Annotated in this window: 29 protein-coding genes and 2 pseudogenes; 7 read left to right on the forward strand and 24 right to left on the reverse strand. The window is 60.7% G+C overall.

What is annotated here, in order from left to right:
- The 7 genes from B3H64_RS06800 to lexA all read right to left on the reverse strand — a co-directional run.
- Positions 1-543 (reverse strand): cation-transporting P-type ATPase (locus tag B3H64_RS06800; protein ID WP_286733984.1); only part of this gene is annotated, 543 nt, incomplete at its 3' end.
- Positions 544-821: 278 nt separating this feature from the next.
- A complete protein-coding gene (locus B3H64_RS06805) occupies positions 822-956 on the reverse strand; it encodes a helix-turn-helix transcriptional regulator (RefSeq protein WP_286733986.1) in 135 nt (44 codons plus the stop codon).
- 170 nt (positions 957-1,126) lie between these two features.
- The gene (locus B3H64_RS06810; RefSeq protein WP_050617479.1) at positions 1,127-1,357 is read right to left on the reverse strand and encodes a hypothetical protein; all 231 of its coding nucleotides are present in this window, start codon (positions 1,355-1,357) and stop codon (positions 1,127-1,129) included.
- Between the two features lie 26 nt (positions 1,358-1,383).
- Entirely contained in the window at positions 1,384-1,845 is a 462-nt protein-coding gene (locus B3H64_RS06815) for a methylated-DNA--[protein]-cysteine S-methyltransferase (protein ID WP_286733990.1), read from the reverse strand.
- 5 nt (positions 1,846-1,850) lie between these two features.
- A complete protein-coding gene (locus B3H64_RS06820; protein WP_286733993.1) occupies positions 1,851-2,039 on the reverse strand; it encodes a hypothetical protein in 189 nt (62 codons plus the stop codon).
- 88 nt (positions 2,040-2,127) lie between these two features.
- Positions 2,128-2,292 (reverse strand): VOC family protein, encoded by a 165-nt coding sequence (locus B3H64_RS06825; protein ID WP_238073049.1) that lies wholly within the window; start codon positions 2,290-2,292, stop codon positions 2,128-2,130.
- Positions 2,292-2,903: a transcriptional repressor LexA gene (gene lexA / locus B3H64_RS06830; protein WP_238073048.1), complete on the reverse strand. Its 612-nt coding sequence runs from the start codon at positions 2,901-2,903 to the stop codon at positions 2,292-2,294. The genes B3H64_RS06825 and lexA overlap by 1 nt, the downstream gene beginning before the upstream one ends.
- A 185-nt stretch (positions 2,904-3,088) precedes the next feature.
- On the opposite strand from lexA, the gene B3H64_RS06835 reads away from it, so the two are divergent.
- Both B3H64_RS06835 and B3H64_RS06840 read left to right on the forward strand, forming a co-directional pair.
- Positions 3,089-3,361: a hypothetical protein gene (locus tag B3H64_RS06835; RefSeq protein ID WP_050617475.1), complete on the forward strand. Its 273-nt coding sequence runs from the start codon at positions 3,089-3,091 to the stop codon at positions 3,359-3,361.
- Positions 3,362-3,785: 424 nt separating this feature from the next.
- The gene (locus tag B3H64_RS06840) at positions 3,786-4,166 is read left to right on the forward strand and encodes a hypothetical protein (protein ID WP_286733997.1); all 381 of its coding nucleotides are present in this window, start codon (positions 3,786-3,788) and stop codon (positions 4,164-4,166) included.
- Between the two features lie 62 nt (positions 4,167-4,228).
- On the opposite strand, the gene B3H64_RS06845 is transcribed toward B3H64_RS06840, so the two are convergent.
- The 8 genes and pseudogenes from B3H64_RS06845 to B3H64_RS06880 form a co-directional block, all read right to left on the reverse strand.
- Complete coding sequence (locus B3H64_RS06845; protein WP_286733999.1) at positions 4,229-6,391, reverse strand: hypothetical protein; 2,163 nt, start codon at positions 6,389-6,391, stop codon at positions 4,229-4,231.
- 30 nt (positions 6,392-6,421) lie between these two features.
- A complete protein-coding gene (gene rlmB, locus B3H64_RS06850; protein WP_050617472.1) occupies positions 6,422-7,201 on the reverse strand; it encodes a 23S rRNA (guanosine(2251)-2'-O)-methyltransferase RlmB in 780 nt (259 codons plus the stop codon).
- Between the two features lie 320 nt (positions 7,202-7,521).
- Positions 7,522-7,965, reverse strand: coding sequence for a hypothetical protein (locus B3H64_RS06855; RefSeq protein ID WP_050617471.1), 444 nt, complete (start codon positions 7,963-7,965; stop codon positions 7,522-7,524).
- Positions 7,966-8,245: 280 nt separating this feature from the next.
- A complete protein-coding gene (locus tag B3H64_RS06860; RefSeq protein WP_286734003.1) occupies positions 8,246-8,710 on the reverse strand; it encodes a hypothetical protein in 465 nt (154 codons plus the stop codon).
- 80 nt (positions 8,711-8,790) lie between these two features.
- Positions 8,791-9,291 carry a hypothetical protein gene (locus B3H64_RS06865; RefSeq protein WP_154666635.1) on the reverse strand — a complete coding sequence of 167 codons (501 nt, stop codon included), beginning with the start codon at positions 9,289-9,291 and terminating at the stop codon, positions 8,791-8,793.
- A 41-nt stretch (positions 9,292-9,332) separates the two neighbouring features.
- Positions 9,333-10,092 (reverse strand): annotated as a pseudogene (locus B3H64_RS06870) (IS5 family transposase).
- A 152-nt stretch (positions 10,093-10,244) separates the two neighbouring features.
- Positions 10,245-10,790, reverse strand: coding sequence for a hypothetical protein (locus tag B3H64_RS06875; RefSeq protein ID WP_050617467.1), 546 nt, complete (start codon positions 10,788-10,790; stop codon positions 10,245-10,247).
- 309 nt (positions 10,791-11,099) lie between these two features.
- Positions 11,100-11,892, reverse strand: a pseudogene (locus tag B3H64_RS06880) (IS5 family transposase).
- A 186-nt stretch (positions 11,893-12,078) separates the two neighbouring features.
- Here B3H64_RS06880 and B3H64_RS06885 point away from each other — a divergent pair.
- The 5 genes from B3H64_RS06885 to B3H64_RS06905 all read left to right on the forward strand — a co-directional run bounded on the left by B3H64_RS06885 (position 12,079) and on the right by B3H64_RS06905 (position 16,393).
- Entirely contained in the window at positions 12,079-12,483 is a 405-nt protein-coding gene (locus B3H64_RS06885; RefSeq protein ID WP_242853676.1) for a PadR family transcriptional regulator, read from the forward strand.
- Positions 12,473-12,865, forward strand: a complete 393-nt coding sequence (locus B3H64_RS06890; RefSeq protein WP_050617464.1) for a hypothetical protein — start codon at positions 12,473-12,475, stop codon at positions 12,863-12,865. Before B3H64_RS06885 ends, B3H64_RS06890 begins: the two co-directional genes overlap by 11 nt.
- Positions 12,862-13,308 carry a hypothetical protein gene (locus tag B3H64_RS06895; RefSeq protein WP_154666634.1) on the forward strand — a complete coding sequence of 149 codons (447 nt, stop codon included), beginning with the start codon at positions 12,862-12,864 and terminating at the stop codon, positions 13,306-13,308. Before B3H64_RS06890 ends, B3H64_RS06895 begins: the two co-directional genes overlap by 4 nt.
- 261 nt (positions 13,309-13,569) lie before the next feature.
- Positions 13,570-15,681, forward strand: a complete 2,112-nt coding sequence (gene ftsH, locus B3H64_RS06900) for an ATP-dependent zinc metalloprotease FtsH (protein ID WP_414653475.1) — start codon at positions 13,570-13,572, stop codon at positions 15,679-15,681.
- A 169-nt stretch (positions 15,682-15,850) separates the two neighbouring features.
- Entirely contained in the window at positions 15,851-16,393 is a 543-nt protein-coding gene (locus tag B3H64_RS06905) for a GNAT family N-acetyltransferase (protein WP_050617461.1), read from the forward strand.
- Between the two features lie 54 nt (positions 16,394-16,447).
- On the opposite strand, the gene B3H64_RS06910 is transcribed toward B3H64_RS06905, so the two are convergent.
- The 9 genes from B3H64_RS06910 to B3H64_RS06950 form a co-directional block, all read right to left on the reverse strand.
- Positions 16,448-16,882: a hypothetical protein gene (locus B3H64_RS06910; protein ID WP_256303382.1), complete on the reverse strand. Its 435-nt coding sequence runs from the start codon at positions 16,880-16,882 to the stop codon at positions 16,448-16,450.
- A 4-nt stretch (positions 16,883-16,886) separates the two neighbouring features.
- Entirely contained in the window at positions 16,887-17,975 is a 1,089-nt protein-coding gene (locus tag B3H64_RS06915) for a type IV pilus twitching motility protein PilT (protein ID WP_256303381.1), read from the reverse strand.
- A 40-nt stretch (positions 17,976-18,015) separates the two neighbouring features.
- The gene (locus tag B3H64_RS06920; protein ID WP_286734017.1) at positions 18,016-18,411 is read right to left on the reverse strand and encodes a hypothetical protein; all 396 of its coding nucleotides are present in this window, start codon (positions 18,409-18,411) and stop codon (positions 18,016-18,018) included.
- The gene (locus B3H64_RS06925) at positions 18,408-18,734 is read right to left on the reverse strand and encodes a hypothetical protein (protein ID WP_286734019.1); all 327 of its coding nucleotides are present in this window, start codon (positions 18,732-18,734) and stop codon (positions 18,408-18,410) included. Before B3H64_RS06925 ends, B3H64_RS06920 begins: the two co-directional genes overlap by 4 nt.
- Complete coding sequence (locus B3H64_RS06930; RefSeq protein WP_286734021.1) at positions 18,731-19,231, reverse strand: DUF4860 domain-containing protein; 501 nt, start codon at positions 19,229-19,231, stop codon at positions 18,731-18,733. The genes B3H64_RS06925 and B3H64_RS06930 overlap by 4 nt, the downstream gene beginning before the upstream one ends.
- A 252-nt stretch (positions 19,232-19,483) precedes the next feature.
- Positions 19,484-19,789 (reverse strand): hypothetical protein, encoded by a 306-nt coding sequence (locus tag B3H64_RS06935; protein ID WP_238073040.1) that lies wholly within the window; start codon positions 19,787-19,789, stop codon positions 19,484-19,486.
- Between the two features lie 18 nt (positions 19,790-19,807).
- Positions 19,808-20,842, reverse strand: a complete 1,035-nt coding sequence (locus tag B3H64_RS06940; RefSeq protein ID WP_286734022.1) for a type II secretion system F family protein — start codon at positions 20,840-20,842, stop codon at positions 19,808-19,810.
- Positions 20,843-20,935: 93 nt separating this feature from the next.
- A complete protein-coding gene (locus B3H64_RS06945) occupies positions 20,936-21,865 on the reverse strand; it encodes a transglutaminase-like domain-containing protein (RefSeq protein WP_256303376.1) in 930 nt (309 codons plus the stop codon).
- Positions 21,862-22,608, reverse strand: a complete 747-nt coding sequence (locus B3H64_RS06950) for a sortase (protein WP_286734025.1) — start codon at positions 22,606-22,608, stop codon at positions 21,862-21,864. The genes B3H64_RS06945 and B3H64_RS06950 overlap by 4 nt, the downstream gene beginning before the upstream one ends.
- Between the last annotated feature and the right edge of the window lie 32 nt (positions 22,609-22,640).

A 22,640-nucleotide genomic window follows, 5' to 3' on the forward strand; every position in this document is an offset into this window, starting at 1 on the left:
CTGTGAGACGAACAGGTCGGTGACTTCTGTCAGCCGGATATCCGCCGGAACACGGTCACCCGCAGAGAGCAGAACAATATCCCCCACCACCAATTCTTCCGCATATATTTCTATGAGTTCTCCTTCTCGCTTTACAGTGATACTTTCATGAATCAGCCGGTCAAGCTGCTGCGCCGCGGTCTTTGCCCGGAGCTCCTGAATCAGACGGATCGCACCACTAATTAGGATCATGGAAAAGATAATGATGGCAGTAGTGGCATTTCTGGCGAAGTTGGAGACGAGAAAAACGTCCGTCACCAATGAAATAATACCCAGGATAAAGAGAATTATATTGAACGGATTGATAAAAGCCCGCCGCAACCGGCGTATTGTCGTATCATTTTTTCGCTCCGCGAAGCTGTTTGCACCATATTTTTCCCTCATCGCCTCGACCTGTTCATGAGACAGGCCATCCGGTGATGCTTCAATATCTTGATATATTTGTGACGCCTCACGGTAAGCGTATTTTTTGATACGACTGTCAAACAGTGTTGTTTTTGACACGGGACAGTCCCTCCTTTAGAAATACAGATAAAATTATTTTAACATTATCCTGTAAAAATGCCATGTTTATATTCTTGCTTTTTTCTTGCAAGTTACTTTGATGCAACATTTTTATCCCGCTCAAATTTGTTTCATCAGGGCAAAATAAAGTTGTATCAAAATTTTCAATTATCCTTTCGATATATCCTTTTTATCGGATCATATGAAATCAGCTTTTCACAGTATTTTAGATTTAGATACTATAATTTGCAAGTAATGTAAGCGCGGGTATAATATCTTTAATTATGGGAAACTCCCGACTCCCAGCGGGAGACCGTCTTGTTGCTGACCCCCAACTGGTCCGCCAGGTCCTGCTGGGTCATGGCCTTGGCCCGGCGGTAGTTTTTCAGCCGTTCACTGAAATCCGGTTCCATAGAATCGACTCCTTTTCCCTTGGGTGTGGATATTGTAGCATGGCGGGGCGGAAAAAGGCCACCCCATGGTCCGGGAATTCACTCCCGGCAGGCGGGAAAGGGCCTGGAATCCGGTCTCGGGACGAAAAAAAGGGCCGGTTTTACACCGGCCCTTCTCAAGGTGTGGAAAATCAGTCCTCCCTCGTCCGGGTGAGGGCACCGAAGAAGCGGACCATCAGGGGGATGTAGGTGCCCACGAAGAGGATGGAGGACAGCACCGCCGCCGCACTCCGCTTTTTCAGTGGGATGCCCAGCCCGATCAGAATGCCCAGCGCCATCAGGCACAGCTTCAGCGCCGCCACGTCCTCCAGATCCATGTCCTTGATGGCGAGCCGTCCCGCCGCCAGCCACTTGTCCAACATGTGCACACGCTCCTTTCCGCCGGGGCCTAAGTCCAGGCCCCCTCCAGTTCCAACAGCTTTCGTTTCAGCTCCAGACCCCCGCCGTAGCCGGTGAGGGTGCCGTCCGCCCCCACCACCCGGTGGCAGGGGATCAGGATGGGGATGGGATTGCGGTGATTGGCCTGCCCCACCGCCCGCACCGCCCTGGGTGAGCCCACTGCCGCGGCGATCTGGGCATAGGTGCGCGTCTCGCCCCAGGGAATGGCCGTCAGGGCCGCCCAGACCCTCCGCTGAAAAGAGGTGCCCCGGGGGTCCAGCGGCAGGTCAAAGCTCCGACGCGCCCCGGCCAGGTATTCCAGGACCTGACGGCGGGCCTCGGCCAGCACCGGAGTCTCATGCTCGGCGATTCGGGGTACCGGGGCGTTGGGCAGGGCCAGGCCGGTGATGCACGCCCCCTCCCCCAGCAGGGCCAGACGACCCGCCGGGCTGTCAAACAGGATCAAATCCATGGGGCTCACCTCCGAAAACAAGCGGGACGGTCAAAATGCACGATCTCCAGCTCGATGCCCTCGGTATCGTAGAAAAAGAAGGCGTAGTCGTCCGGAGTATACTCCGGATAAAACCGGGGCGGAAGGCGGATCGCCGCGCCGGGGATGGCCCGGACCTGGCCATAGAGCCGGTCCACCTCCTCACGGCGATCCACACCGAAGGCCAGGTGGTGGAGGGAAACGGGCTTCCGGCGGCAGACGGCCTCCCCCACCAGGGCGGGGCGGGGGCAGATGAGAGTCAGGTCAAAGGCCGGGCTGCCTCACACAGCGGAATTCGTGTTTCGGGATGTTATCCCAGGTTTTGCGGTCTAGATCAAAGCCCAGCAGGGGCAAAAGTTCGTCGTAGAACGGCTCTGCCCGGTCCAGGTCGGCCACCGTGAGCTCGATATGGTCGATGCGGGGGACCATCAGTCGTACCGGCGGACCACCGCCACCACCTTGCCCAGAATCTGAGCGCCCTGGCCGTCGATGGGCTGGTACTCCGGGTTCTCCGGCAGCAGCCACACATGGCCGTCCCGGCGGCGAAAGGTCTTGACCGTGGCCTCGTCCTCGAACAGAGCCACCACGATGTCCCCGTTGCGGACGGTCTGCTGCTGGTGGACGATGACAAGGTCCCCGGGCAGAATGCCCGCGTCCAGCATGGACTCCCCCCGAACTTTCAGGGCGAAGTGCTCCCCGGACAGGCCGCCGGTGTCAAAGGTGAGATAGTCCTCGATATGCTGCTCCGCCAGTATGGGCGCGCCGGCCGCCACGCTGCCCACCACCGGGATCTTATCCGCCGGGGCCTCCACCTCCGGCGCGCCGGGGCCGCCGCTGACCGTGATGGCCCGGGTCTTCCCCTCCGCCTTGGTGATGAGTCCGGCGGACTCCAGCCCCTTCAGATGAAAATGCACCGTGGAGGGGGATTTCAGCCCCACCGCCTCCCCAATCTCCCGCACCGAAGGGGGATAGCCATGGTCCTTCTGGAAGGCGACGATATAGTCGTAAATCTGCTGCTGCTTGTCGGTGAGCTTCTTCATGGCAGACCCTCCTCTGCATCTCAGGCGGAACATAAAGCCTTCCGCGCGCTCGTATACATATACTCTAACGCTATCCTATCATACAACCGCCGGAAAGTCAAACATTCGTTCTAAGAAACTAAAAGGTTTCTTGATCTTTTCCCCATCAGCCGATCGGCGGAAAGAAATGGGACAGGAGGTACGGCATGGACCCCAACAGCGAGATGCCCGGTATTTTATTCGACGCCCTGGCCCGGGCCCGGCGGCGGGCCATTGAGCGGGAGCTGGCCCGGGAGGAAGGGGGCTGCTCCGCCGTGTGGAGGGACGCATCTCCGGCCATCCGGCGGGTGGACCGGCAGATGTTCGAGGGCTTTTCCCGGGAGGAGCTGGACCTGCTGGCCGCCTTCCAGCGCCGGATGCTCTCCGGGCTGCGGCGGGGGGACGGGCCCAGATGCCCCCGGGGAGGAGGAGCGGGATGAGATGAGAGAGAACAAGGCGGCAGCGCCCGGAGGGGGACGACCAGCGGGACCACATGAACAGGCTGCCGGGGACAGGGCGCTGGACCGATTGGCTCTTGCAATCCACGGAAGAAACGGTATAATAAAAACTGGAAAACAAAAATGCGGCAGCTCCGGAGTGTTGCAGCACCCCGGAGCCTGCGCAGGTGCACCACCACCTACACAACGGCCCTTGGGCCGCGCCGCACGCTTCATTATACGGTATTCCCAACCCTTTTACAAGGCGGGAAATAACGTGTATTTGGCGTGCCCTGTGTGCATTTGAGAGACTTTGTCTTCGGATGCCGTGTAGGGAATCCCCTGCACGGCATTTTTGTTTCCCGCCGAGATGCCGGGGGAGTCTGTCCCCCGGCCGTCCGGTGCGGACACAGAGGAGGAAGTATAGATGAAACAGAGATTGGCGCCCCTGCTCCTGGTACTGGCCCTGTGCGCGGGGCTGGCCGCCCCCGCCCTGGCCGGCGACGAGCCCGTCCCCGGGCCGTATTTTACCATCAGCACCCAGACGGAGGGCCGCTTTGTCGTGAGGATGGACCGGTCAGCCGACGGCGAGGGCTGGAGCTTTGACGCCGCCACCCGGACCATCGCTCTCAGCGGCGCCGGAATCCAGTACCTGGAGATCTGCCGCGCCGCCGCTCCCGTCAACCTGGTCCTGGCCGACGGGACCACCGGTACCCTGACCGGCGGCAGCGCCGTTCTGGCGGCCCCCCGGGCGGGCCTGACCATCTGGTGGAGCGCCAGGTCCACGGGCGGGGGGCCGCCGGTGTGACCCGCCGCCTCCCCCGCAAAAAGCCGCCGCGTCTGCATCGCAGACGCGGCGGCTTTTTGTGGTCAATAGCGGTTGACCCAGCCGGAGATCAGATAGGTGGGCACCAGCCAGGCGGTCAGGAAAAAGGTCAGGTTGGCAGCAGTCAGAGAGTCCCACGCCCCCTGGGCCGTGAGATAAAAGGCCAGCAGTACCCCGATCACCGAGCCCAGCACTGCCAGCAGGGCTGCGGCGGTCACCGCCCACCGCAGCCGGCGGGCGCCCACCACCGCCTCGGCAAAGGGGGCCAGGCCCTCCCGGCACAGCACGGCGGTGATGACCGGATCGTGGGGGGCGTCCGGGTCGGACAGCTCTACCCGCCGCTCCACCGTGGGAAAGTCCATCTTCTCCACCGGCAGCTTAAACTTCTGCCGCAGCATGGCGGGGATGAGATTGAAGTCACGGGTGGCCAGCACCGGCGACACCTTGCCCCCGATGAGGGAGGTGAGGGACGGGGAGATCACCGGATGGAGAACGTAGTTCAGGGCGAAGATGCCTGCCAGCTCCCCGTCGATGGCGCAGAACACGGCGTTGCGCACGTTGAGGCCCTGGGGCAGGGAGACCTCCAGCAGAGACATGAAGGCGGCGGAGCCCACAGCAATCTGCTCGTTGCGGATGACGGCGGTAAGGCCGCCCCCCTCATGGCGCTCGATGCCGCCGGTGGTGCGGCGGTAGACGGCGCCCTGGGAGCGCAGCAGGTCGTGGAAGATTTTGTCCAGGCCGCTGCCCGCGTCCCGGATGAGGGTGGCGGTGACCGCCACCACCTTTTCCACCGGGTAGTCCCCAAAGATCTTGATGCCGTTCAGGGAGACGGAGCCGGGGGGGAAGAGGTCGGCGTCGGTGAGGAGGATGGCGCTCCCCTGCCGGGCCACGCCGGGCCACCCGCCCAGAGCGGCGCCGCTGGAGGACAGCCGCCGGGACAGCACCCGGAAGGGACGGCCGAACAAAAGCATGCCCGACAGGCAGGCCGCCGAGGCGGTGGTGGCCGACAGGCACCACACCAGCCGCTCCGGGGCCCCCCGACCCACCGAAGCGATGAGGGAGAACAGCAGGCAGGACAGCAGCAGCAGCGGCGCGGCCACCCGGAAGATGCGCTGGGCTCCGTCGTCCTCCTGGATCTGGCTGCCGAAGCCGATGGGAGAGCCCGACCACTTGGCGTAGGCGCTGCGGCCGTTCCAGGCCTTCTCGTCCAGGGTGACCAGATAGGGCTCGGAGGCCGCCGCCGCCGTGCGGCAAGCCATGCGCAGGCCCTGCCGCTTGGAGTAGGTCCCCCACAGGGTGAAGAACAGGGACAGCCCCGCCGCCACGCAGTAGGGGAGGCCCTGCCGCTCCGGGGTCAGGCGCCCCATGGTCAGGGCGTCGGCCAGGGCGAAGAGGCAGGAGAAGGCGGTCAGGGTGTCCGCCCCGGGCCGCAGAGTGAACAGCCGCGCCAGACCCAGAATCAGCCCGTCCGCGCCCAGCAGCATGGCGGCCGCCAGCAGGATGGCCGACAAAAGCCCCTGGAGCGGGACGCTGGCGGCCAGGGCGGCGGGCAGCGGAAAGGGCAGCAGCGGAGCCAGCGTCAGCCACAGCATGGGCAGGCACAGCAGCAGCACCAGCACCGCGCGCAGCCGCAGCAGACCCAGGCCCCTGCCGTACCGGCCCGCCAGCTCCGCCGGCGGCAGGTCGGGGGGCGGGGCCGCCTCTCTGCGGGGCTTGCGCTCCCGGAAGAACCGGCCCGCCGGGGGCTCCTCCTCGTCCACGCCGGGGATGAGCCGCTCGAACCGGAGGGTCTCGTCCGAGACCTCCACCCCCTCCTGCTCAAACATCTGCTCGGCATATGCGTCCGCCTTGCGCTTGAGATGCTCGATGCCCGCCTGGAGAGGGGGCGTGTCATCCTCCGGAAATTCCAGCACCTTGTCCGAGGCGGGCGGCTGCCCCGTCTTGGGCCGGGGCGGCGGCGGGAGGGCCTCCTCCTCTTCCGCGTCCTCCTCCGGCCCGTCCGGGTCCTCCCCGCCGGGCGCCTCCGGCGCCGGGGTCGGGAAGGGCACCACGTTCTCCGGCGGAGGGGGCCGCCGCTTGGCCTCCGGCCAGGGCAGGTCCGGGCCGGAGGGCTTCGGCCCGGAGCCGAATTCCGCCAAAATCTCCTCCAGCGTGAATTCCGCCGCCTCAGTGTCCTTATTCAGCTTGTCATCCCGGTCGTTTGACATCCCTGAATTCCTTGCTTTCTTGATGAGATATTACGGCTCCAGCCGCTGGCGCACCGCCTCGTAGAGCAGGATGGCCGCCGCCGCCGAGGCGTTGAGGGAATTGAGCTTGCCCTTCATGGGGATACTCACTTTGAAGTCGCAGGTCTCGGCCACCAGACGGCCCATGCCCGTCCCCTCCGAGCCGATGACGATGGCCGCCGGGCCCTTCAGGTCGGCGTCGTACAGCCGGGTGTCCCCGTCCGCCGCCGTGCCGAAAACCCACACGCCCGCCTCCTTCAACTCCTTCAGCAGAGCGGGCAGGTTAGCCACCCGGGCCACCGGCACATGGGACACCGCCCCCGCCGAGGTCTTGGCCACCACGGCCGTCAGCCCCGCCGAGCGGCGCTTGGGGATGATGACCCCGTGGGCCCCGGCGCACTCCGCCGTGCGGATCACCGCACCCAGATTGTGGGGGTCGGACAGCTCGTCGCACACCACGATCAGGGGAGGCTCCCCCTTTTCCCGGGCAATGGACAGGATGTCCTCCACCGTGGCGTATGCCCGTACCGCCGCCACGGCGATGACCCCCTGGTGGGCGTGGGTCAGGCTCATGGCGTCCAGCTTGCGCCGGTCGGCCTCCACCACCACGATGCCCTTGCCCCGCGCCGTGGAGGCAATGTGGCCCAGGGAGGCGTCGGTCTCCCCCTTGGCAATATAGATTTTATCCACCGGCGTGCCCGCCCGCAGAGCCTCCAGCACCGCATTGCGGCCCTCGATGACCCCATCGGATTCCTGTTGCCGGTCCTTCCAATCTTCCCGCTTTTCCCGCATGGCTTGTCCTGCCTTTCCGTTCAATCAGCTTTCAGTATACCATATTTGCGCGTGGAGAAAAAGAAGAATTTGCGCGCTTTGACCCGCAGTCCAGGCCAAGCTCCCCGGCCCGTCCGTCCCCCCCCGCTCCCCCCCACCCCACCCCCGTCATTCTGAGGCGCAGCCGAAGAATTCGTCCTTCCCCGTCTCATGCGGCGGCAAAAAGGACGGTGGGAACGGATTCTTCGCTCCGCTCAGAATGACGCGGGGGCAGAGAAAAGGAGCGGTCCATTTGTCCTGGCTATACCAGGAACAATGGACCGCCCCTTATCCGTTCCTTTTTATTGGATTGGAACCGTCTCCCCATCCTGCCCGGAGGACGGGTCCAGACCTACGGTGGTAAATACGGGGTTGTTCTCAAATTTCTCGAATCGAGTCATCCGGTCAAAGTCCCCGCCGCAGAGGTAAACGAAATTGCCCTTAATGACCAGGTCGTAGACGGAATCCTGACCATGCAGGACCGCCGTGTCCTCCGACATGGCCCAGGTCCCTTCATCCAGTGCTTTCCCGCCCTCCCCGAGGTAAAGGGAAAAGTGATCGCCGTCAAAGGTCAGATAGGTCGCAAAATTAACGATCCGATCCGTGCCGAAGGTGCCGTACAGCGCGGCGTCCTTTGGATGCGCCTTCCGCTGTGCATATAGAGAACCCCAGCCGACGAGGCTGAAGAGGAGTAAAAGAAGGATCACGGCCCAGACCAAGAGAGATACCTTGTTCGCTTTTCTCATGTTCTGCTCCCCTTTCGTCCAATCAAGGACCGATGTGACACAAGACTCCGACTTTTGCGTTTCTATCTAAAGGTTATGATACACCCCAACAGTATGTTTGCCAATCATTAATAATGCAATACTCCGATTCAAAAAGGCAGACAGAGGGACGGTTCGCGGCCTGGGCCCGGCCCCCCGGCCCACCCCTCCTCCCCGCGTCTGGGCGTAAAACACCCCCGGTGTCACCAATGTAACACTGGGGGGTGCGGTACAAGACGGGAGAACCGTCCCCTTGTCTGCCCTATTCAATTGGAACCAGGGTATATGGTCCAGCATCTTCAAAATAATAGACATCTAAAGGAACATCCATACTATTCATTACAATGTACCATTTGTTGTCGGTATATAAAGCATAGTTCAAAATTTTTTCGTTAGAAGTTTTTTGTGAATTAATAACTGTATTTAACTCATACAACCTATCGGCTATTTTTTTTATATTAACAATTTCGTAAGAGATTAATTTATCTTGGATAAAGCCATTTACAGCTAATTTTCTAAAGGTTTCGACTTGGGAATTAAAAAAAATCATAGTTGCTGCCTGTTCATATTGCTCAGAAATAATATTATCAAAATATTGGGTTGCCATCTCCTGTACGTCGTTTTTTTCGTTGATATTTTTTTTAATATGTAAAATTGCAACAGTTAATATAAACACAACGATTAGAGCTATAAATAAACCAACATATTTTTTAACTAATCTATACATATACACTCCTTAGAGAAATAGTTATGGGGAGTATATACTTCCCATAACTATTATGAAAAAAGTACTAATACCTAAAGAATTTATGCAAGCTTGTCTACTGAGCGCCACTTTACTGTCCCAGATAAGTCACCACCTGTTCTGTTTGAAACAGCTCCAAAATAAGTATACGTATTGTTAAATTCTGCCTTGGTATCATATGTGTATCCTACCAACGGACACATCTTATAGCTTGTATACTCAAATCCACTATACGATTTCCATATACCGATGCCCACTTTTGTCGTATCGGAGTACCCACCTGACACGGTCATATTCGTGTCATAAGCTATTAGATTGTGTTTTACATCAGAACCCATAAATCCATAATTTGCTGTCCAAAAATATTCATTATCTCCTAAAGGCCCAAATTTATAAGAGAGCAATAGAGTAGTTGAGTCTCTAGGCTGTGGGTCTGTGAGAACGACATGGGCAACATCCTGATTTAAAACGTCCCCGTGGGTTGCAGCGAATGCAGGGGCAGACATGCCAATTGCTAGTGAAAGAGTTAAGGCCATGCAAATAAATTTTGATTTAATATTCATTTTTTTCTCTAGGGCTTGTTTGAAAAAAGGCGGAGATTGTGCTAAAGCAACAAAATAGCGATGGAGGCAAGATACACAAAGGCCAGGAAGGAAGCATCCGACTTGTCATATCGGGTGGCGATTCTGCGAAACCACTTGATTTTCTGGAAAAAACACTCCACCAGATGGCGCTCTTTATACAGATGCCAGTCAACCGGCCGGGGATCGGAAACGTTGCTTTGCGGCGGGATCACATAGCTGGCCCCGTGCGCTGAGATATATTCCCGAATCGTCCGGGCACCATAGGCCCGATCTGCCAGCACGGCACTCCCGCTGATCCTGACTTTTTTCAGCAGTTCAACAGCGTGAACCGAATCGTGGTCATTTCCAGCGGAGAGCAGGAACTCCACCGGGTTTCCCAGACCGTCTACGACAGCGTGGAGTTTTGTGTTCCACCCGCCTTTGGTACGGCCAACCGCCTTATCCGCCGTTTTTTTCCCCGCCATTTGCGCTTTCATGCACCTTTACGCAAGTGGAGTCCATGCTCAGGTTCTCCATATCCGCGTCCGCAGACAGTGTGTGGAATACCGCTTCCAGAGTGCCGTCATCCCGCCATTTGGCGAATCGGGCGTATATAGACTGCCAAGGGCCATAGGTCTCCGGCAGCTCACGCCACTGCGCACCGCTCCGGACGATCCAGAGCATTCCGTTGAGCATGATCCGGTTATCCTTCCGGGGACGACCCCGCTTTCCCGTTTCTTCCGGTGGCAGCAGCGGCTTGATCCGTTCCCATTGTTCTTTTGTTAATTCATATCGTTTCATGCTCGTAGCTTCGCATAACTTGGTTTCTTGTGCAACTTTTATTTTTCAAACAAGGCCTAACCCCTCCTGACAAGCAGTTTTCCGTGGCAAGAAAAATCTTGCCACGGAAAACTGCTATGAAGCTTCTTAGAAGTATACGTCTGTGGTGTTTCTTAGCCTACATCCACCGTAAGTCGTACGTTTTGCAGACCGGAGCCTTGGTGGCTTATGAATAGATTGTATTCATGGGTAGGGTCAACGTTAAAAGACTTTGAGACAGGAGCAGTGCTGTTATAGGCCAGCGAGAAATAATCGGAAATCAACTGCTCATCTTTGTCATAAATCGAAACGTTCACATCCGATTTGCTCGGGTCCTGTGAATCGGTGAAAGTAACTGTGACTACACCAGTTTCATCACTTTCAAATGTCAGTCCAGTAACCAAGGTGGTATTGCTTGTACCCGGATAAGGATTAGCAGGGACACCCCTCACCCATCCGCTAAAAACATTTCTGTCAGCGGTTGCCAGCATAGAGATAGGACTCTGAGGATACCGATGATACTCGGTTCCAGGAATACACATAGACGTATCGACCTGGCTCCAATCAATACCAAAATAATAGGGGTCATCCTCAAGAGATGCGGCACTAGCGGAAACGGCCAGAGAAAGCATCATGCAGACGGCGCACAGGACACTCAGGAGCTTTTTGAACTTTTTCATTATGATATCTCCTTATTCTCGTTTGGGAAATGAATCCTCATGGATGAACGGTACTGGGATACTTGTGCTACGGAGTTTGATTTGCTGAATCTTCTGACGGCCTCACCGCTTTTTAGTCTATAGGGAAAGCCGCGGACCGTCAAATTTCTACCCCATTGGACTCCCCTCCGATCCTCACCGCCCGTCGGCGGGCCATTGGCGTATTTGTGTCCCAAGCTGGGACAGAACTTGAAGCGCCCTATTTATGCTCTCATCCAATAAAACGATTTTCTGCGAAAAGTGCAACGGGCTTTTTTCAAAAGATTTTATTTAGGCCTTGTTTGAAAAAAGATAGAGAATGTGCCAAAGCAACAAAATAGCGATGGAGACAAGATAAACGAAGGCGAGAAAGGAAGCATCCGACTTGTCATATCTGGTGGCGATTCTGCGAAACCACTTGATTTTCTGGAAAAAACACTCCACCAGATGGCGCTCCTTATACAGATGCCAGTCAACCGGCCGGGGATCGGAAACGTTGCTCTGCGGCGGGATCACATAGCTGGCCCCGTGCTCTGAGATGTATTCCCGAATTGCCCGAGCGCCATAAGCCCGATCTGCCAGTACAGCACTCCCGCCGATTCTGACCTTTTTCAGCAGTTCAACAGCGTGAACCGAATCGTGGTCATTTCCAGCGGAGAGAAGGAACTCCACCGGGTTTCCCAGACCGTCTACGACCGCGTGGAGTTTTGTGTTCCACCCACCTCTGGTACGGCCAACCGCCTTATCCGCCGTTTTTTTCCCCGCCATTTGCGCTTTCATGCACCTTTACGCAAGTGGAGTCCATGCTCAGGTTCTCCATATCCGCGTCCGCAGACAGTGCGTGGAATACCGCTTCCAGAGTGCCGTCATCCCGCCATTTGGCGAATCGGGCGTACACGGACTGCCAGGGACCATAGGTCTCCGGCAGCTCACGCCACTGCGCACCGCTCCGGACGATCCAGAGCATCCCGTTTAGCATGGTCCGGTTATCCTTCCGGGGGCGGCCCCGCTTCCCCGTTTCTTCCGGTGGCAGCAGCAGCTTGATTCGTCCCCATTGTTCTTTTGTTAGTTCATATCGTTTCATGCTATTAGCTTCGCATAGCTTGGTTTATTGTGCAACTTTTATTTTTCAAACAAGGCCTAATCTGTTGATTTCGACCTCAATTACGGTATGTATGATATCATCTTAACATATACTTGTCAATAACAATTATATTTACAAGAAGAATATTTTTTGCTAAACTAAAACTATCCTAGGAAAAGGTGCACCATGATGCCAAGGAACAGCGACAAAACCACAAAGAGCGGCACGACCGCCAGTATCAACGACCAGCTCAAAAAGGCAACGACAGAAATGTTGGTGCTTTTTGTGCTGCGCCAAAAACCCATGTACACCTACGAGATGATGAGCACCATCGAGCGGCTGAGCGAAGGTAGGCTGAGCTTCAACACCCTGTACCAGGCCATCTACCGCCTGCGGGACTTCGGATATATCAGCGAGTCCGACAAGGTCCTGTCCGAGGATAACCGCATAAGGATCTATTTTTCCATCACGGAGGCGGGCGAGGGTTACCTCAGAGACCTGAGGGTGGAGTATCAGAATTTCATCGACACCATATCCCTGATTTTTTCAAAGGACGGCAGACTGGATGAGGGCGACGGACATGAAAACTGAATGGAAAGCCTATTATCGTGATTTGGCGTGGCGGCTGGAATGTCCGAGGGCGAAGCGCAGGGAATTGATCGAAGAGACACGACGGGCCGTCACGAATTTCATGGAGGAGGCCCCCCACGCCGAATTTGCCGACGCGGTACGGTTCATAGGTACGCCGGCAGAGCTGGCGCGGTCCTACAACGAGCTGCTGGGGCCGGAGGCCACCGAAAAATTCCGCAGGGGCAGGCGCATCCGGCGCAGGATTGTGCTGGGCTTTGCAATTGTGGCCCTCGCCGTGGCGGTCATTTACTGCGCTTACTTACGAGAGCGGCAACACGACGTAAATATAACAGAAGAAAAAACAATTGTCATATACAAAACAGAAGAGGGAGAGAATCCATGAAAAAAATGATTTCTATGTTGACAGCTCTCGCTTTGGTATTGTCGTTGTGCCTTATCCCGACTTGTTCCGCTTACGGGCGGGAGAATACGAAAGTAGTCGATTTGGGGAACGGCATCACGGTGGAAACGACGACTACCGTTTACGATTCGCTTTTGCGCAGTTCCACACAAAAGGCGTCCTCTACCAGTAAGTTTAAAAATAACGGTGAATTGATCGCCACTGTCACTCTGACCGCTACTTTCGGTTATGACGGCTCCCGCGCGTGGGTGGTCAGCGCCTCCGGCTCCCACTCCATGGAGAGCGGCTGGACATACAGCAACCAGAGCATCTCCAAATCGGGCGGGACGGCCAATCTGACGGCGGACATCAAGAGCACCACCGGACTGGGCGCGTTCCCCGTCGACATCAGCCTGACCTGCAGCAAGGACGGCGACATCAGCTAAAGGAACGATATGTGAAAAATAAGGCCGGCCCGCGGTCCTGGAAAAACCAGGACAGGCGGGCCGGCCTTTTCCCTTAGCGCGCGGAGCGGATTCACAGAAAGTTTACGGGGGGTTTTCTTGTATTTTAAGGTGTTGTGTGCTATATTAAAGCAAACTTGTTATACAATAGGATAGCAGGCGAAAGGTTCCAATAAAGGAGGACACGCCTTGAACCAAAATAACAACAAGGGCTCGGGGAACAACTCTGGCGGAAATAAAAACATGATGGGGATCATCTCCATCATCCTCTGGGCCCTCATCATCGTGCTGATGGTCAACTATGTCACGTCCATGGCCACCACCCGGCAGAGCACCGAGATCGACTACTCGGAGTTCGTCCAGATGGTGCGGGACGACAAGGTGGCCTGGGTGGTGATGGAGAGCAACAAGTACACCATCTACCCCAAGCCCGACGCAGCCGCCCAGACCCAGTCCGCCAAGCCGGAGACGACGGAAAGCCCCATTCCCGGCCTGGAGGGCCTCATGCAGTCCGCTGAGAGCGGCACCGATCAGTGGAAGCAGCAGCTCAAGAGCGGACCCTCTTACTACTGCGCCCCCATCGCCAGCGACAGCGAGATCGCCCGCCTGATCCCCCTGATGGAGGAGCACGGCGTGGTCTACGGCCCGCCCTATGTGGAGCAGCTCTCCCCCATCATCTCCCTACTCATCTCCTATGTGCTGCCCGTCATCATCATGGTGGTGCTCTTCTCCTTCCTGTTCCGCAACATGTCCTCCAAGATGGGGGGCGGCCTGGGCGGCGTGGGGAAGGCCAACGCCAAGGTCTATGTGGAAAAAAAGACCGGCGTCACCTTCCGGGACGTGGCCGGTCAGGATGAGGCCAAGGAGTCCCTGGAGGAGATCATCGACATCCTCCACAACCCCCAAAAATACACCGAGATCGGCGCCAAGCTGCCCAAGGGCGCCCTGCTGGTGGGCCCCCCGGGCACCGGCAAGACCCTGCTGGCCAAGGCTGTGGCCGGAGAGGCGGGGGTCCCCTTCTTCTCCATCTCGGGCTCCGACTTCGTGGAGATGTTCGTGGGCGTGGGCGCCAGCCGGGTCCGCGACCTCTTCAAGGAGGCCAGCAAAATGGCCCCCTGCATCGTCTTTATCGACGAGATCGACACCATCGGCAAATCCCGGGACAACCGCCTGGGCGGCAACGATGAGCGGGAGCAGACCCTGAACCAGCTCCTGGCCGAGCTGGACGGCTTCGACCCCACCAAGGGCGTCATCGTCCTGGCCGCCACCAACCGGCCCGAGGTGCTGGACCAGGCCCTGCTGCGGCCCGGCCGGTTCGACCGCCGTATCACCGTGGACCGGCCCAACCTGGCCGGTCGTGTGGCCACCCTCCAGGTCCACACCCGCAATATCCGCCTCTCCGAGGACGTGGACCTGAACAAGATCGCCCAGGCTACCGCCGGCGCTGTGGGCGCCGACCTGGCCAACCTGGTCAACGAGGCCGCCCTCCGGGCCGTGCGCCTGGGCCGCCGGGCCGTCAATCAGGAGGACCTGCTCAAGTCCTTCGAGCTGGTCATCGCCGGGTCGGAGAAAAAGGGCACCGTCCTCACCGAGCACGAAAAGAAGCTGGTGGCCTATCACGAGGTGGGTCACGCCCTGGTGGCTGCCAAGCAGAAGAACACCGAGCCCGTCCAAAAAATCACCATCGTTCCCCACACCCAGGGGGCGCTGGGCTTTACCCTCCAGACCCCGGAGGAGGAGAAGTTCCTCAACACCAAGGACGAGATTCTGGCCAAGATCCGGGTCTGTATGGGCGGCCGGGCCGCCGAGGAGCTCATCATGCACACCCAGACCACCGGCGCAGCTCAGGATATCCAGCAGGCCACCAGCCTGGCCCAGTACATGGTCACCATGTACGGCATGTCCGACGAGTTCGGCATGACCGGGCTGGCCTCCCGCCAGAGCCAGTATCTGGAGGGGGGCTACGGTCTCAACTGCGCCCAGGAGACCGCCGCCCAGATCGACCGGCTGGTTACCAAGATCATCAAGGACTGCTATGCCGAGGCCATCCAGATCCTGCGGGACAACGAGGAGATGCTCCACGCCATCACCAGCTACCTGCTCCAGAAGGAGACCATCACCGGCACCGAGATGAAGGCCATCCTGGAGGGGCGGGACCCGGAGCTGGCCGAGGCTGAGGTCTCCGGTGTGAGCCGGGCAATGCGTGGTCCGGCGGCCCAGCCCGCCGTCACCGACGGCGTGGAGGCCCCCGCCCGAAATATCCACATCGTCAGCGATCCCCCCGTGGCCCCCCCGTCCCCGGCGGAGGAGCCGGGCGTGCCCAGTCCGCCCGACGAAAACAAGACCCAGGAGTGATGAAAGAGGTCCCGCGGCAACGCCGCGGGACCTCTTTGCTGTCTCACAGCCTTCTCCAGATTTGACAAAGGATAGAAACTGTGGTATCATGATACCAATTTCATAAAAAAGAACCGTCGATGCGGAAGCATAGAAGGGCTTTTTAGTATTTTTACTGTGAGGTAAGCGTATGAAGAAAGCCGCTTCTATTTTTTTGCGCGCGGACATTGTCCAGGAGGACATTCGGAGACTGACGCTGTGGCTGCAGAACCAGCGCGTCACCCGGTTCCTCAACGAGGACGCCCGGGTGGTGGACGAGCTCAACCGGCTGCTGGCCGACGTGCCGGCTCCCATGCTCCGCTATCACATGAACCAGCAGGGCCGCTTTTTTCTGGTGTGCCCGGAAGGGGGCGGCCCCATCGGCTTTTTGAAGCTGCGGGAGCACGCCGTCGGAACCTATGAGATGGTGATCGTCATCGGGGACGAGACCCTCTGGGGCAACGGCTATGGCCGGCAGGCCGTGCGGGCTGCCGTGGCCAAGGTTTTTCTGGAGTGGCGAGGCCGCAGCCTGACGGCCCGCATCTATCACGGAAACACCCGGTCGGTGGGTCTGGTGTGCGGCTGCGGCTTTCGGGAGCGGGAACGGCTGGAAAAACTGAGCTGCTATCGCATCACCAGGGAAGAGTATCTGGCCCAAGCCGAGCGGGGCGGGAGCCTGCGCTACGGCACGTGATGAAATGAAGGCAGGGGCGCTGTATCGGATGGATACAGCGCCCCTGCCTTTTTGTCAAAGCTCCTCCATATGCCGGTCCACCAGACTCAGCAGCTCCAGGTCGCTGGAAAAGGACATGGGCGATTGGCCCTCCATCCAGTCCACCGCTCCCTGCCAGGTGGCGTTCCGGCGGGTGAGGATGGCAAGCTGGAAGGTGGTCCGGGCGCCTCTGGACGCCTCCACCTCCGCCTCGCTCATGGCTCCGTCGGGCAGCACGGAGGCCGGGTACTCCGACGCGTCCTGGACAAAGGTGCGGATACGCTGGGACGCCTGAGGAAAATTCTGGGCGTCCAGCACCCCCTCCACCTTTAAAAGCAGGTCGCCCAGGTCCGCAAAGGCCATGGGGGCGGTCAGCCGTTGGCTGACGATCCGGCCGCTGAGCCGGCCGTCCTCCTTTTTGTCTACACAGATGCGGAAAAGGCCGTTTTTCGGATTCAGTTTGGTGCTCATATCCTCACCTCATTTGGTTTTTTTCGGCTCCGCCGGCCAAGGCGGCCAGGCGGCGGATCATCCAGTCGCTGTTGGCGGCGTGGCGGAGCGCGGTGTCCGGATGGACCCGCCCGGCCTGGACCAGCCGCAGAATGCTCTGGTCCATGGTCACCATCCCCTCCTGGCTGGAGGAGGCGATGACGCTGTCCAACTGGAACGCCTTGGATTCCCGGATCATGTTGCGCACGGCGGGGTTGACCGTCATGACCTCAAAGGCGGGGACCTGCGCGCCGTCCTCCGCCTGGAGAAGCTGCTGGGAGACCACGCCCTCCAGCACCAGAGCCAGTTGGGTGCGGATCTGCTGCTGCTGGGCCGGGGGAAAGGCGTCCACGATGCGGTCCACCGTGTTGGCCGCCCCGATGGTGTGGAGGGTGGAGATGACCAGATGGCCCGTCTCTGCGGCGGTGACGGCCGCCTTGATGGTCTCGGCATCCCGCATCTCCCCCAGCAGGATGATATCCGGAGCCTCCCGCAGGGCCGCCCGCAGAGCCGCGTCGTAGGAGGCGGTATCGGTATACAGCTCCCGCTGGGTTACCACGCTCATTTTATGCTGGTGCAGGTATTCAATGGGGTCCTCGATGGTCACCACATGGGCTTCGCGGGTGGAGTTCACATGGTCCACCAGACAGGCCAGGGTGGTGGTTTTGCCGCTCCCCGCCGGGCCGGTGACCAGCACCAGGCCGTGGGGATAGTCGGCAAAGGCCATTACATTGTCCGGGATGCCCAGGGCGTGCCGGTCGGGCAGGTTGAAGGACACCACCCGGATGACCAGGGCCAGGGAGCCCCGCTGCCGCAGGGCGTTGACCCGGAAGCGGCTGAGGCCGGAAACGGCGAAGGAAAAGTCGTCGTCCCCGGTATCCAGCAGCTTGGTCATGTCCCGGCCCGCCAGGGAGTAGAGCTCCTGAGTCAGCGCCAGGGTCTGGGCGGGAAAGAGCTTCTCCCCCTCCCGGCACAGACGGCCGTTGATCTTATAGTCCACCGGCAGGCCGGCTACCACCAGCACATCAGAGGCCTCACGGGTTACGGCGTTTTGCAGGATATCAGTCAGGGGCATAACTACCGCTCCTCTTCGTTGTTCGCCGGGGCCCCGGGGATCAGCCCGACGGCAGGGTGCCGTCAAAGACCGGCAGAGGGTCCGCCTCCGCAGGGGCGGTTTCCCCCTGGGCCGGGACGGTCTGCCAGGCCAGAACGGCCACGGTGCCGTCCGCCCGGCGGGCCAGGTGGATGCGCAGGGACTGGGCCTCCGTCATGGGCAGGGTGGCCTCCAGCTCCTCCTCACTGCCGGTGGAAAAGCCGGACAGGAGCCGCGCGGCCTCGGCGTCGGCGGCGTAGTAGGCCGCCACCGTGTCGGCGTTGATGCGGGACAGGGCCCAGTCAGCCCGGGCAGAGGTATAGGTCAGGGCGGAAAAGACCGCCAGAGTGAGCACCAGCAGGACGGTGAGCACCGTCAGCACGCCCACGCCGACGGGGGAACCGCGGTCATCCTTCACGGCAGGCTCACCTCCAGTTCATAGACGAGGCGGCCGTCCCTGGATATGCGGACCCGTCCGGTTTGGACGGAGGTCCCGCCGCCGGTACGGGTGTGCTGCACCTGGTAGCCGTCCACGGTCCGGTCGGCCCCGTCCCCGTGGCTCCGCCACGTCTCGGCGGCGGTCTGGGCCAGATAGACCGCCTGGGTCAGCTCGGTACTCTCCCGGCTCATGGATCGGGCCCTCACCAGCAGAGCCACGCAGACGGCGGCGCACAGGGCAAAGATGACCAGGTCCAGGATCAGCTCGACCAGCAGCAGACGGGCGCGGGAGCGATCGTTCACAGCATGCCCACCTCCCCGCCAAGCCGGCAGCGGGGGGCCACCGACACGGAAGAGACCGTCCCGTCAGAGGCGGTGGCGGTGAAGCAGAGCAGGCCGCCCTCGGCACGGATGTCCAGGGACGAAAGCTCCAGCACCGGTAGGCCGTCCTCCGGCAGGAGGGGATAGCCCTCCTCCACGTAGAGCTCCCGAAGCTGGCCGCCGTAGCAGTAGAGCAGGGTGATATAGCTGGACCCGCCGGCGGGCTCCACCAGGGCCAGCGCGTCGCCGCCGCCGAAGGACTCCACATAGACGCATCCGTCGGCGTCGGAGCGTCGGACCTGATGGACCAGGTAGCTTAGGGCGGTGCGGCGGGTGTAATTGACTTCGGCAACGGCCGCCGTGTCCCGGTAGGCCCCGCTGGCCAGCAGGGTCAATCCCATGGCCAGCACCGCGAACAGGGCGCACAGGGCAAAGACGGCGGCGGAACGGAGGCCGCCGCGGGGCAGAGCGGGTGACAAAAGGCGGAAGCCTCCTTTCCAGTGGGGGGAGTGCCGCCGGGCACCCCCGAAGGGGGGACGCGCAGCGGCCAAGCGTTTCGGCGCCAGCCGAAACCTTGCCGCAGGCCGAATTTACTTCGGCCGAGGAAGAAACAAGAAAAGGGGCCCCCGTCGGCCGCGTCAGCGGTCGATGGGGAAGGCGGAACGGAGGCCGCCGCGGGGCAGAGCAGGTGACAAAAGGCGGAAGCCTCCTTTCGGGAATGAGGACCGCTCTCAGCGGATGGGCAGTACGGTGATGTCCGGCATCAGATTGGAGGCGACGTAGCGGTAATCCACAAAGTACCGCTCCCGGTCCACCGACACGCCATAGCGCTCCTCCAGGTCGGACAGGTCCCGGGGGTAGGCCCCCTCCAGGGCATAGCACTGGACCGCCGCCCGCCGGATGGACTGCTCAGCCAGGGAGAGGGATTCCCGGCCTGCCCGGTTCCCCAAAGCGCCCGTGATGAGAAACAAGGCCAGCGGCAGGGCAACCAGCACCCCCAGCAGGGGCAGCGTCCGGCAGAGAGAAGGGCGTTTCATGCGACGTCACGACCTTTCCTAGCCGCCCACGGCGGACAGCACCCCCAGCAGAGGCAGCATGACCGACAGCAGCACCAGGCCCACCGCCGCGCACAGCACGATGACCAGAGCATATTCAAACCGGGAGAGCAGACGGGTTAACAGCTCCTCCCCCTCCGCCTGGCAGCGGGCGGCCACCTCGGTCATGGCGGCGTCGGAGGCGCCGGAGCGGAACCCGGCGGACAGCAGACCGGCCTGGAGGCCAGTGAGCAGGCCGGCGTCCTCCACCGCCCGGGGGAAGGGGACGCCGGAGAGCATCTGTGCCCGGCACGTCCCCACCTGGGTCTGGAGGGGAGTGCGCTCCAGCAGCTCGGCGGTGCGGTCCATGGCCTCGTCCAGAGGCAGGCCGCTCTGGAGCATCAGGGCCATGGCGGAGGCGAACTGCCCCCGGGCCAGGGCGGCGCCGGTGGCCCCCCGGGCAAAGAGCGCGGCCCCCCGCTCCCCTCGGAAAAAGAGAAGCAGCACCGCCGCTCCCGCCAGGAGCAGGACGGCCAGCGCCACCGCCGCCCAGCGGCCCAAGCCGCCGAAACGCAGCAGGGCGGCGGCCATGGGGGATGCGCCGCCCCCCACCTGGGCAAAGACCTGCGTGAGCACCGGCAGCACCCGGCGCACCAGCACCAGGAACACCAGCGCGATGAGAGCGGCCATCACGGCGGGATAGGTCACCGCCCGGCGGAGCGCCTCGCCGGTGGCAGACTGGCGGCGGTAATAGCCGCTCAGGGCCTCCAGCACCTGCTCCGCCCGCCCGGCGGCCAGGCCGATGGATACCATACGCAGCAGATAGGGGGGGAACTCCCCCGCTTCCGCCAGCGCCCGGTCCAGCGGCACGCCGGCGGTCAGCGCGTCCCGCAGGCCCGCCAGCAGGGCGCGGCTCCGGGGCGTGGGGGCGTCCTCCGCCAGCAGGGCTGCGCTGTCCGACCAGGACATCCCCGCCCGGCAGAGCTGGCCCAACTGCCAGCACAGGACGGACAGCTCGTCGCCGGTCAGAGCGGTCTTCCTCTCGTTTCGTTTCATGACAGACCTCGCAGGTTACAGATTGGCGGTCCCCCCAAAAAAGGGGAGAAACAGGGACGGGCAGACCTGGGCCAGCCCGTCCCTGCCAGGGGATCAATAGGCGTACTTTTGGCTGTAGTTGGAATCGGTGGTGACATATTCCATAATGGAAGGGCTCCGCTTGCCGCTGGAGACAAAGGTGGGGTCCATCAGGGTCCAGTCCTTGCCGTCAAACTGGATGGCGCCGGCAATCCAGCCTGTGCCCTCCACATAGACGTCGATCCAGGCGTGGTAGACGGTGCCCGCATACCCCACCACCAGCTTGCAGGGAATGTTCTGACTGCGGAGCATGGCGGTCATCACGGCGGCATAGTCAAAGCAGATGCCCTTTTTGGCCGCCAGAATGTCGTCCACCACCGGCAGGTAGCCGGAGGAAACGGTGGACGCCTTGTCGTAGTCGTAGGTGAAATGGTCCACCACAAAGTCAAAGACCCTGCCCACCTTGTCCAGGTCGCCGGAGGCGTCCTGACACAGCTCCGCCGCCTGGGCCGCCGTGGCGCTGTCGGCGGTGTAGTTGACGTACTGATTGCTGTAGAGGAAGGGCAGAAAATCGTTGCGCAAGGTCATCTTCACCGAGGTGGAGTAGGCCTGGGCGTATTTGGAGCCGTTGGTATTTTCAAAGACCTTGACGGAATAGGTGCCGTCCCCCTCGGTGAGCGGGAAGGTCTCAGGTTCGCCGGCGTTGTTCAAGTCATAGGTGTAGGTGGCGCCGCCGGTCTTGGCGATCTGGACCTTGATGCGCACGCTCTTGCCGCCGGTATACGCCACGATGAGATAGCCCTCGCTCAGGTTAGAGGCGTCCACGCTGGCCTTGGCGTTGGAGTAAACGGTGACGCCGGTCTGGGTCTCCTGCTTGGCAGGCAGACAGGCGGCCCGGGCAGACTTGGCCTCCGCCCCGGCGGCCCCGGCGGCCAGCGCCGCCCCCGCCAACAGGCACAGACCCACCAGCAGGCTGCCCGCCCGCCGGAACAGAGTCTCTTTCATGCGTTCTCACCCTCCAAAGGAGCAGATTCCAGATAGTCAAAGTCGCTGCTGTCGTCAAAGATCCCGTCCAGAAGGGCCCGGACCACGATGCGGTGGTCGGAGATACCGATGGGTTCGCAGGAGGTGATGGTCAGGCAGCTATAGCCCGTGGTGGCGATGGGGCTCCAGTCGTCGGGCTCCACCACCCAGGTGTCGTCGTAGAGATAGCGGTAGATGCAACCGCCGCCGGTGAGGTAGAAATAGTCCCCCTCCCCCAGCGTGTCCACATAGTAAAAAGGGGCGTGGTCGGTGACGTTGCCGTTCTTGTCCAGGCCATTGCGGTGGCCCGCCAGGGACACGTTGCGGTTGCCCTCCCCGGGGAGCTGGGCGTACTCGTACAGCCCCACCCCCTTGCTCAGGGTCTGGGCGTCGGTGCCGTCCCAGATGGTGCGGGTGATGCCGATGGCCGGGATATACAACTCCAGAGATCCGTCCACGTAGTCCCTGCGCTCCTGAGTGATGGGCCAGGCGCCCACCTTCAGACCGTCCACCACCTCGGGCATCACGGAGGCGGTGGGCTCCGGTGTGCCGGAGGGCGCCGGGTCGGGCTCGGCCGTGGGGGTGGGAAGAACGGCGGAGGGGGTGGGGCTGGGCTCCGGCGCTGAGGCGTTCCGCCCGGACAGCAGCAGCGCCGCCGCCAGCAGAAGCAGGACCGCCGCCCCGGCCAGGACGGCCGTCAGGATGGTTTTGGTGTTGGCTTTCATACGCTCTCCACTTATCAATCTATGCCGAACGT

Origin of the sequence: Intestinimonas sp. UBA1698 (genome assembly GCF_002320075.1) — a bacterium.
In the GTDB taxonomy this organism is placed as follows: Bacteria; Bacillota; Clostridia; order Oscillospirales; family Oscillospiraceae; genus Intestinimonas; species Intestinimonas massiliensis.

Bases quoted from the DNA above. Each gene is read 5' to 3' on its own strand.
- B3H64_RS06885 (WP_242853676.1), top strand. From the start codon at position 12,079: ATGATGCCAAGGAACAGCGACAAAACCACAAAGAGCGGCACGACCGCC.
- rlmB (WP_050617472.1), bottom strand. From the start codon at position 7,201: ATGCGGGAAAAGCGGGAAGATTGGAAGGACCGGCAACAGGAATCCGAT.
- B3H64_RS06950 (WP_286734025.1), bottom strand. From the start codon at position 22,608: ATGAAAGCCAACACCAAAACCATCCTGACGGCCGTCCTGGCCGGGGCG.
- B3H64_RS06865 (WP_154666635.1), bottom strand. From the start codon at position 9,291: ATGAATATTAAATCAAAATTTATTTGCATGGCCTTAACTCTTTCACTA.
- lexA (WP_238073048.1), bottom strand. From the start codon at position 2,903: ATGAAGAAGCTCACCGACAAGCAGCAGCAGATTTACGACTATATCGTC.
- B3H64_RS06815 (WP_286733990.1), bottom strand. From the start codon at position 1,845: ATGGATTTGATCCTGTTTGACAGCCCGGCGGGTCGTCTGGCCCTGCTG.
- B3H64_RS06835 (WP_050617475.1), top strand. From the start codon at position 3,089: ATGGACCCCAACAGCGAGATGCCCGGTATTTTATTCGACGCCCTGGCC.
- B3H64_RS06910 (WP_256303382.1), bottom strand. From the start codon at position 16,882: ATGAGCACCAAACTGAATCCGAAAAACGGCCTTTTCCGCATCTGTGTA.
- B3H64_RS06915 (WP_256303381.1), bottom strand. From the start codon at position 17,975: ATGCCCCTGACTGATATCCTGCAAAACGCCGTAACCCGTGAGGCCTCT.
- B3H64_RS06840 (WP_286733997.1), top strand. From the start codon at position 3,786: ATGAAACAGAGATTGGCGCCCCTGCTCCTGGTACTGGCCCTGTGCGCG.
- B3H64_RS06825 (WP_238073049.1), bottom strand. From the start codon at position 2,292: ATGGTCCCCCGCATCGACCATATCGAGCTCACGGTGGCCGACCTGGAC.
- B3H64_RS06810 (WP_050617479.1), bottom strand. From the start codon at position 1,357: ATGTTGGACAAGTGGCTGGCGGCGGGACGGCTCGCCATCAAGGACATG.
- ftsH (WP_414653475.1), top strand. From the start codon at position 13,570: ATGATGGGGATCATCTCCATCATCCTCTGGGCCCTCATCATCGTGCTG.
- B3H64_RS06890 (WP_050617464.1), top strand. From the start codon at position 12,473: ATGAAAACTGAATGGAAAGCCTATTATCGTGATTTGGCGTGGCGGCTG.
- B3H64_RS06845 (WP_286733999.1), bottom strand. From the start codon at position 6,391: ATGTCAAACGACCGGGATGACAAGCTGAATAAGGACACTGAGGCGGCG.
- B3H64_RS06875 (WP_050617467.1), bottom strand. From the start codon at position 10,790: ATGAAAAAGTTCAAAAAGCTCCTGAGTGTCCTGTGCGCCGTCTGCATG.
- B3H64_RS06905 (WP_050617461.1), top strand. From the start codon at position 15,851: ATGAAGAAAGCCGCTTCTATTTTTTTGCGCGCGGACATTGTCCAGGAG.
- B3H64_RS06895 (WP_154666634.1), top strand. From the start codon at position 12,862: ATGAAAAAAATGATTTCTATGTTGACAGCTCTCGCTTTGGTATTGTCG.
- B3H64_RS06945 (WP_256303376.1), bottom strand. From the start codon at position 21,865: ATGAAAGAGACTCTGTTCCGGCGGGCGGGCAGCCTGCTGGTGGGTCTG.
- B3H64_RS06855 (WP_050617471.1), bottom strand. From the start codon at position 7,965: ATGAGAAAAGCGAACAAGGTATCTCTCTTGGTCTGGGCCGTGATCCTT.
- B3H64_RS06805 (WP_286733986.1), bottom strand. From the start codon at position 956: ATGGAACCGGATTTCAGTGAACGGCTGAAAAACTACCGCCGGGCCAAG.
- B3H64_RS06860 (WP_286734003.1), bottom strand. From the start codon at position 8,710: ATGTATAGATTAGTTAAAAAATATGTTGGTTTATTTATAGCTCTAATC.
- B3H64_RS06940 (WP_286734022.1), bottom strand. From the start codon at position 20,842: ATGAAACGAAACGAGAGGAAGACCGCTCTGACCGGCGACGAGCTGTCC.
- B3H64_RS06935 (WP_238073040.1), bottom strand. From the start codon at position 19,789: ATGAAACGCCCTTCTCTCTGCCGGACGCTGCCCCTGCTGGGGGTGCTG.